Genomic DNA, 8,750 nt, shown 5'->3' with positions numbered 1-8,750 from the left:
CGGGGGTGGACCGGGGTCACAACGCCCGTACCGGCGCGTTGCTGAAACCTGGCCGGGTGTCGGCCGGCCCGTCGGCGAGCGACGCTCCCGAACCTTCTTCCTGTCTGCGTTCGCGGCTATCGCCGAGCCAGCGTCCCGGGCCTGCTACGACAAGAAGACCGCCGCCCAGGGCAAGCACCACACCCAGGCCGTGCTCCGTCTCGCCCGACGTCGGGCCGATGCGCTCTTCGCGATGCTCCGCGACGGCACTTTCCACGGATCCGAGCCCGCCTCGACCTCGGTCACCGGGACTCAGGATCCCCACAGACCGGACAGTCGTACTCGTCCTGCGACTCCATGCCCGCCGGGTGACCGCAGTAGCTGCACGGCCGCACACCGGCGGACACCGAGACGGTCGACTCGTCCTCCATGCCCATCGGACTGCCGGAGGATCTCCGATCGGCCGCTCACCCTCCCTGACCGAACACCTGGGGGTACCCCACCCTCCGGCCGTACGGGACGGCGAACGCCTTCCCCGACGGGACGAGGGCCTGGCGGCTGCGGCGGCCAGGCCCTCGTGGTTCACCCGTTCAGGTTCAGCCGGTCTGGACGGCGGTGTCGTCGATCACGAAGCTGGTCTGGAGGGAGGAGTCCTCCACGCCGTTGAACTTGAGCGTGACGCTCTGGCCCGCGTAGGACGACAGGTCGACCGATTTCTGGGCGTAGCCGGTGTTCTTGTCGAGGTTGCTGTACGAGGCGACCGTGCTGCCGTTGACGCTGACGGTCAGCTTGTCGTACTGGGTCGTGGTGGTGGTCTCCGCGGTGTCGATGTGCAGCCAGTAGCTCAGCGTCGCCCGGCAGCCGGTCGGGATGGTGACGGTCTGCGAGGCGCTGTCGGTGTGGGCGGAGCCGTAGCCGTTCAGCCACGCCTTCCACGATCCGCCGTGCGCCGCCTGGGAGGCGGAGTTGTCGACCACGCCGCTGGTGGTGGTCCAGGGCGCGGCGGAGCCGGTCTCGAAGCCCGCGTTGCCGAGCAGCTGTGCCGGGGTGCAGACGCCGGTGCCGTTGACGGTCAGCGAGAAGGCGGCCGTGTGGGTGGTCGACGTCCCGGCGCCGGTGATGGTGACCGGGTAGGTGCCGGGCGGCGTCGAGGCGGCCGTGTTGACGGTCAGCTGGGAGGTACCGCCGGTCGACACGGAGGCCGGGCTGAACGACGCGGTGGCGCCCGCCGGCAGGCCCGAGGCGGACAGGTTCACCGTCTGCGCCGAGCCGTTGGTGAGCGTGGTGGACACGGTGGCGGTCAGCGAGCTGCCCGGGTCGACGGAACCGGAGGCCGGCGAGACCGCCATCGAGAAGTCGTTGCCGGTGGCCGCGCAGGTCGGGTCACCGGACTGGGCCGGGACGCTGACGGCGTCCCAGGCGGCCTTGACGGTGTTGAACTGGCCGCAGGACGGGTCGAGGTTCTTGGCCGCCTGCAGCGTCCAGGTGCGGTACTTCAGGTACGAGCTGGCCGTGGTCTTCATCAGCTGGGCGTTGTACACGATCTTGAGGGCGTTCTGCACGCCGACGCCGCCGGTGACGGTGGAGCCGTTGCAGGTGGGGCTGGCCGGCCCGCCCGGCGGGTTGGAGCCCTGCGCGAGCAGGTAGAACCAGTGGTTGCCGGGGCCGGCCGCGGCGTGCACCTCGGTGCTCGGGATGCTGCTGGAGTAGCAGTTCGGGTTGCTCTTGATCAGCGACGGGTTGTACATGTTGCGGATCGGGCCGGTGCCCACCAGGTTGACCTGGTTGCCGACCAGGAAGTCCGGTACGGCGTACGGCGCGGGCTCGTTCATGAAGGCCTCGGTCGACGCGCCGTACACGTCGGCGATGAACTCCTGGGTGCCGCCGCCGGAGATGCCGCCGGGGGTGTGGTCGTCGATGCCGTGGCCCATCTCGTGGGCGAGGACGTCGACCGCGCTGATCCACTGGTTGGCGTTGTTGTGCCCGACCTGGACCTGCGAGCCGTCGTAGTAGGCGTTCACGTCGGCCAGGCCGACCCGGATCGGCCAGGCACCGCCGCTGCCGTCCATGCCGTTGCGGCCCAGCCACTGCGCGAGCATCCGGAACTCGCCCTGCGCCACGTACTCGGCGTCGACGCAGCCGGTCTCCCTGCTGGTGGCGTCGCCGTTGCCCCAGGTGTCGGTGGTCTTGCTGAACGTCGTGTTGTTCGCGGCATCCTGGCACGGCATGTTCGTGATGTTGGTGGGGCTCATCGTGAACTTGCCACCGGAGGAGGTGGTGCTGATGGTGAGCGGCGCGGGGCCGTTCCAGGCGCCGGTGCCGCTGCCGTGCAGCACGTGCTCCTGGGTGTGCAGCACGGCGCCGGTGCTCGCGTCGACGTCCACGCTCAGCCGGCTGTAGCCGTCGTCGCCGACGCCGTTCACCGTGGACTCCCAGGCCAGGGCGGCCGGAGCGTCACCGAGCGCGTACACCACCAGCCGGGTGCCCTCGACCTTGTTCACCGACTTCAGCTGCGCCGACGCCACCTTCTCGGCCTGGGCGCGGCTCAGGCTCGGGCTGGTCGACGGCGTGCCGATCGGGTGCTGCTGGGCGACCGAGTTGTACGTGACGTGCCCGGCGCTGTCGGTCACCACGACGAAGTCGCCGCCGACCACCGGAACGCCCGCGTACGTGCGCTCGTAGGGCACGTACTGCGCCCCGTTCGAGGAAGCGACCTGACCTCGGACGAACTGCTCCTGCGGGCCGGCGAGCAGGAAGGCCGGACGGCTGGCCACCAGTGCGTCGGCGCTGGTGGCGGCCGACTGCTGGGAGGACTCGGGCGCGGGCGGCGTCGGCGCCGCCACGGCCGCCGTGCCGGCGGCGGTCAGAGCGGCGATCACGAGCCCGGCGGCGGCGAGCACCGCCGTGCCGGAGCGAACTGCGCCGCGGCGCCGGGGGTTTCTGACATGGGTGTGCAACTGGCGGCCCTCCCTGGGGGATGGGGGACGGCACGCAGGAACGGCGTCATGAGTCGCCCTCGATCGGTGCCGGCCCGGGAACGGGAAACTCGCGCACGTGCAGAGCGGACCGCGGCAGGCCACCTGCTCCCCGGGCGTCACCGGATCAGGGTGAACGGGCGCAGTGTGGCCGGGGGTTGCCACAGCCGTGGGGGTGCGGGACGGCGGTGGCCGCCCAGCGGCAGAACGGTAGCGAAGGTGACGGATCGTCAACAGCCGGTACTCATGGCGAGAACATGCCAATGGTTGATCTCTGCCGGACTGGCGGGAGCCGGCCGGGCCTGCCGGCGACCGAACCGGCGATCAAAAACCATCCCGGGGACCGACCGACCGGCATCGAGGCAGGCAGACAGGCCGCCGCGCCGACAGCGACGAACCCGGCACCCAGGACCGGACCCACGCCGGGCGGGGATTCGATGACCTCGCGCCGTGAACGGGGCACTCCCGCGCGGCGCAGCGTCCGGGCCGGGGACGGTGGCCCGGCCGTGGGCGGTGGCGGTGGCGCTCGGGCTCGGAGCCCTGTCCGGGTGACCTCACGACGGGCCGGGCGGTGCACCGGGGGGCGGGCGCTGCACCATGAGGGCGCGCGGGAGCGCTCCTGACTCCGGGCGGATCCTCGAGACGGCCGGGGTAGGACCGAGGATGGGGGACCACGGCGGGTTCGTCGACACGGCCGAGCGCTCCTTGTCCCGGGCGGCCGGGCACGCCAGCGCGGAGACGAGGCCGTGGCCCTGTTCCTGCCGCCCTGGCTGGAGTTCCTACCCCGCGCGCCGCCGGCGCAGGCGAACCCGACGCTCCTCGCCGACAGCGGCGATCCGATCATGGCCGCGCCGGGGTACCCGACCGGTCGCGTGATGCCCGGACAGGGTCGGCCGCTCTGCCACGGTCGAAGCTGTTGCGGGGGGAAGCTCTTGGGGACCACGGCCACCGTGCTGGGACACGGCTGCGGGCCTCCCGGTCGCCGGTTCCTCGGTCAGCGGGCGGCTCCGGTCCGGCCGGCAGGCCTCACCAGGCCCGTGTCCGCCTGGGGTCCGGCCCGAGTGAGGGTCGAGCGGTACTCGACCTGACGGGCTGACGGTCCATCAGGTACCGCTCCGCCGTCGCCGACGGCAAGAGCGGTCAGCCACCTCCGCAACGGGCGCCCCGACGGGCCCGGTGGCGGTCCGGGAGTTCAGCCGCCCGGGCCGCCGCCCGGTTCCGCCCCGGGTCTCCGGACCGGCGTCCATCCCCCAGCAAGGGAGATCCACATGTCCGACACCACTGCGCAGCACGCCTTCGACCTGGAGGACCTCGACCTGAGCGACCTCACCGTCAGCTCGCTGCGCGACACCGCCGCGCTGCCCGAGACCGGCGCCTCCTGGGGCTCCTGCTCCTGCCAGGGCTCGTCCTCCTGTGCCCAGCCCGAGGTGGACACCCTCGCCTTCTGACCGGCACCACCGGTCCGTACCGGCACCCTTCCGATCCCAGGGAGACCAGATGACCGATCACCAGAACGGCTTGAGCTTCGAACTCGAGGACCTGGACCTCGGCGAGCTCACCGTGACCTCGATGCGTGACACCGTCGCGCTCCCGGAGACCGGCGCCTCCAACGGCGGCAGCTCCTGCTCGTGCGGCTCGTCCTCCTGCGCCCAGCCGCAGTTGCCGACGCTGCCGTACTGACCCCGTACGGTCGGGGGCCGCGCCCCGGCGCGGTCTCCGACCGCCCTCGACCCCGATCCCGATCCCGATCCCCCAGATCCCACCGACCCACCGATCCCCCGGGAGCGTCCGGCATGCCGTACACCGCAGGGCCCGCGGCCGCAGCAAGCGCGACGCCGGCCGACCCCGACGGGTACGGGTACGCCGTGCGGTCGGCGCCGTACGCGCTCGTACGGGCCACCGTGCTGCGGTACCCGGCCCAGAGCCGGCCCGCCGCGGCCTTCAGGGCCCGGCTCGCCGAACTGGCCGACCTGGAGGCCGGTGCCGCCGCGTCGGCGCCCGAGCTGTGCGACGCGCTGTACGCCGCCCGGTCCCTCCACTCCCCCGCCTTCCACCGTGACGTGGTGCTCCCGCTGCGGCGGGCGCTGCACAACGGCCGCGAACCGCGACCTGCCCTGCTGGAGCGCCTCGGCGACCTGCCCGTCCGGGTGCCGCAGCTCGGGGCCTGGCTGGTGCGGCGGGCCCGCCGCGCGGCGCTGCTGGCCGACCTCGACGCCGAGGCCGGGACGGCCGACGGCACCACCCCCGCCGCGCTGGCCGCCGAACGCGCGGCGCTCGCCGCGCTCTGCCGGGAGCCCGCCCTCGCCCGGGCGGTCGCCCTCACCAGCGGCGACCTGCTGCGGGCCGTCGGGCGGGCCGGCCGCGGCGCCGACGACCGCCGGGCCCGCAAGGAGGAGCCCGGGGTGCTCCGGTACGCGCTGCGGGCCAGCACCAAGACCAGCCCGCTGTCCTGGTTCACCGCCGTCGGCTGGGGCCCGGCCGACAACACCGCCGACGCGGGGGCCGGCGACGGCTTCGAGGCGGACGGCCTGCGGACCGTGGTCCGCGCCAACCGGACGCTGGTGAGCGCGCTGACCGAGGCCCTGCTCGACGCCCCGCACCGCCGGGCCGGCCTGCCGCACCGGATGACCAGCACCGCCCGGATCACCGCCGGCCGGGCCGCGTACGCCCGCAGCCGGGTGGTCTTCGCCGGCGGCCGCTACCTGGTGACCAACGAGGACGAGGCCGAACTCGCCGCCGGGCGCCCGCTGGAACTCCTCGCGGCCGGCGACGGCGCACCGGCCACCCTGGCGGAGCTGACCAAAAGGCTGGCCGGCGCGCTGGGCGGCCCCGGCGCCCACGAGGCGGCCGCCGGGTACCTGGCCCGGCTCGCCGAGGCCGGACTGCTGGTGCCGACCGACCCGGTGGCCCCGCAGGACACCGACCCGCTCGCCCGGCTCGCCGACTGGCTCCGCACCTGGCCCGAGGACACCGCACTGGCCGGCCGGATCGACGACATCGCCCGGCTCGGCGCAGACCTCGCCGCGGTGGAAGCCGGCCGGCGCCCGGCGCTGCTCGCCGAACTCGCCACCCTCTGGCGCGAGTTGCTCACCGCAGTCGGCCGGCCGGTGCCGGCCGGCGGCGCGCCGCTCACCGTGCTCTCCGAGGACGTGGTGGCACCCCGGCCGGTGCCGCACGCCGGCGCGCCCACCCCCGCCGACCACCGGGCGCTCGGCGAACTCACCGCGCTGGCCGAGCTGTTCGACCTCGGCCACCTGATGCGTCGGATCACCCGGGACCGCTTCGTCGCCCGCTACGGCGCGGGCGGCACCTGCCGCCACCCCTGGGAGTTCGGCTCCGCCTTCGCCGAGGCCTGGGAGGAGGCCGGCCGGCTGGCCGCCCTCGACCCGCACGACCGCGACCGCTTCCCCACCGGTGCGGCCGAACTGGCCGCCCTGCGCCGGGAGGTGCTCGACACCGCGCACGCCGCCGCCCGCGCCAAAGACCCCGCCGCCGACCTGGTGCTGCCGGCCGACCTGATCGCCGGGCTCGGCGACCGGCTGCCCGCCTGGACGACCGCACGGCCGGCCGGCTACGCCTACTTCGTACAGCGCGAGCAGACCGCCGGCGGCCTGCTCTGCGTCAACCACGTGTACGGCGGCTGGGGCCGCTTCACCAGCCGCTTCCTCGACGCGCTCGACCCGGCCGCCGCCGCCGCGGTCCGCGAGCAGATCCGGCACGGCCTCGGCGAGGGGGCCCGGCCCGCCCAGATCCGTCCGGTCGGCGGGTTCAACGCCAACCTGCACCCGCTGCTCGTCCCGGACGAGATCGGGCCCGACCGCCGCTGGGCGTCGATCGGCGAGGCCGAGGTCGACCTGGTGCACGACCTAGCCAGTGACCAGCTCAGGCTGCGGCTGCGGGCCACCGGCGAACTCCTCGACGTGCTCTACAGCGGCTTCCTCGCCCCGATCATGCTGCCGCAGCGGCTCGCCCCGTTCCTGTCCGACCAGCCGCACGGAGTGGCCGACTTCCGGGCCCTGGTGCACCGCCACGCCGTCCCGGCCCCCGGCGGCCAGGTGGTTCGCTCCGCCCGGCTGCGCCACCGCCACCTGGTGCTGCACCGGCGGCGCTGGCAGCTGCCGGCCGACGTGGTGCAGGCGCTGCGCGCGGACCTCGCGGCCGACCGGGCCGTGCCGGCCGCCACCACCGCCCGCTGGCGGGCCCTGCTCGACCTGCCCGAACAGCTCTTCCTGCACCCGGCCCCGGCCGCCCCGGCGGGCCGCCCGACGGACGACTTCCTGGCCCATCTGCGCCGCCCCAAGCCGCAGTTCCTCGACCTCGGCAACGCGCTGCACCTGCGTTCCCTGGCCAGGTGGCTGGCCCGGCACGACGACGGCGCGGTGCTGGAAGAGGCACTGCCCGCCCCCGGCGCCCGTACGACGGCCGGCCGGGCCGTCGAGCTGGTGGTGGAGACCTACCGCGCCGGGCGGCCCCGATGACCGCCCCGGACCCGACCGAGCAGGGAGCAGCCCCGGTGACCGAGACCCCCACCGACCCGGCCGACGGCGCCGCCCGTGACGTGGTCGCCTACTACCACCATCCGGTCAAGGGGCCGCTGCTGCGGGGCGTGGTCCTGCCGCTGGCGGACCGCTGCGCCGCCGAAGGCCTGACCGTTCACGTGGAGCGGCACTGGCTGCACGGCCCGCACCTTCGGCTGCGGCTGCGCGGCCCGGCGGCGCAGGTCGCCGACACCGCCGCCCGCGGCGCCGCGCAGCTGCGCGACTGGCTGCGCCGCCACCCCTCGGTGAGCGACCAGGGCACCGGGGAACTGCTCGCCGCCGCGGCCGAGGCCGGCCGCGCCGAGCTGATCGCACCGCCGTACGGGCCGATCGTGCCCGACAACACCGTCCGGGTGGAGCGCGTCGACCTCACCGGACTACGGTCCCTGATCGGCGCCGACGGCGTGCTGCTGCGCGACGAGCTGCTCGGGATGGGCCGCCCGGCGCTGCACGCGGCGGCCGACTTCCTCGGCCGGAACCGGGACGGCGCCGCGGCCCGGGTGCAGCTCGCCGTGGCCGCGCTCGCCGCGCACGCCACCGCGCACCCCGGCGGGCTGGTCGGCGGCCACTACTCGTACGTCTCCCACCTGGAGGACTTCCTGGTGCACGACGACCCGGACGGACGGCTGCGCCGCGCCTTCGAGGACCGCTGGGAGGCCGCCGGCAAGGCGGTCACCGCCCTGGTCGCCCGGATCGGCGCGGGCGGGGCCACCGGCTGGGAGCAGGCCTGGGCCGGTTGGTCGGCCGCCGCCTGGCGGCTGGCCGAGCGCCGCCACACCGCCGGCGCGGACCTCGGCGGGCACCCGTACGAGTACCGGGTGCGGGCCGCCGCCACCGGCGACGCCGCAGCGGCCGAGCGCTGGAACCAGGACGTGCGCACCCGGTACAGCGAGTTCCACCGGCTGCTGCGCCGCTCGGACCCGCAGGGTGCGATGTGGAGCCGACCGGAGTACCTGGTCTACCGCGCCTGCACCAACGCGCTGTACCGGCTGTTCGCGGTCTGCGATCTGCGCCCGCTGGAGCGCTACCTGGCGGCCCACCTGGTGGTGCGCGCCGCCCCCGCCGTGACGGGGCACGACTGGCGCCGTCAGGTCGACACCGTCATCGACGCCGTGGAGCGGGCCTCGTGACGCCCGGGCGAGTCACGCCCGTCGCCGCACCCGCCGGGGCGCTCGCGCAGGGCGCGGCCGCCGGGGCCGGGCCCGAGGCGTACCCGGCGGCGACGCCCGACCCGCTCCGGGGCCTCGCGGGTCTGCGG

At 75.0% G+C, this 8,750-nt stretch carries 5 protein-coding genes and 1 pseudogene; 5 read left to right on the top strand and 1 reads right to left on the bottom strand.

The annotated features are described in order from the left end of the window. Positions 1-97: 97 nt before the first annotated feature. Positions 98-256 (top strand): annotated as a pseudogene (locus tag AA75_RS51600) (IS110 family transposase); the annotation flags it as partial. Positions 257-575: 319 nt separating this feature from the next. Here the strand turns inward: AA75_RS51600 and AA75_RS01745 are convergent. Next, complete coding sequence (locus AA75_RS01745; protein WP_199520238.1) at positions 576-2,936, bottom strand: M4 family metallopeptidase; 2,361 nt, start codon at positions 2,934-2,936, stop codon at positions 576-578. Positions 2,937-4,222: 1,286 nt separating this feature from the next. On the opposite strand from AA75_RS01745, the gene AA75_RS01740 reads away from it, so the two are divergent. From AA75_RS01740 to AA75_RS01725, 4 genes are all read left to right on the top strand, one after another. Then, complete coding sequence (locus AA75_RS01740; RefSeq protein WP_033817875.1) at positions 4,223-4,402, top strand: thiazolylpeptide-type bacteriocin; 180 nt, start codon at positions 4,223-4,225, stop codon at positions 4,400-4,402. Positions 4,403-4,451: 49 nt separating this feature from the next. Further along, positions 4,452-4,634, top strand: coding sequence for a thiazolylpeptide-type bacteriocin (locus tag AA75_RS01735; RefSeq protein WP_033817874.1), 183 nt, complete (start codon positions 4,452-4,454; stop codon positions 4,632-4,634). A gap of 113 nt (positions 4,635-4,747) precedes the next feature. Continuing rightward, complete coding sequence (locus AA75_RS01730; protein ID WP_051811572.1) at positions 4,748-7,432, top strand: lantibiotic dehydratase; 2,685 nt, start codon at positions 4,748-4,750, stop codon at positions 7,430-7,432. A 35-nt stretch (positions 7,433-7,467) separates the two neighbouring features. Then, positions 7,468-8,622 (top strand): lantibiotic dehydratase C-terminal domain-containing protein, encoded by a 1,155-nt coding sequence (locus AA75_RS01725; RefSeq protein ID WP_158515427.1) that lies wholly within the window; start codon positions 7,468-7,470, stop codon positions 8,620-8,622. Positions 8,623-8,750: the final 128 nt, after the last annotated feature.

This window comes from Kitasatospora sp. MBT63, assembly GCF_000710465.2.
Classification (GTDB): Bacteria; Actinomycetota; Actinomycetes; order Streptomycetales; family Streptomycetaceae; genus Kitasatospora.
The sequence above is the reverse complement of the archived record's forward strand: the minus strand, read 5'-3'. Positions and strand labels throughout refer to the sequence as shown.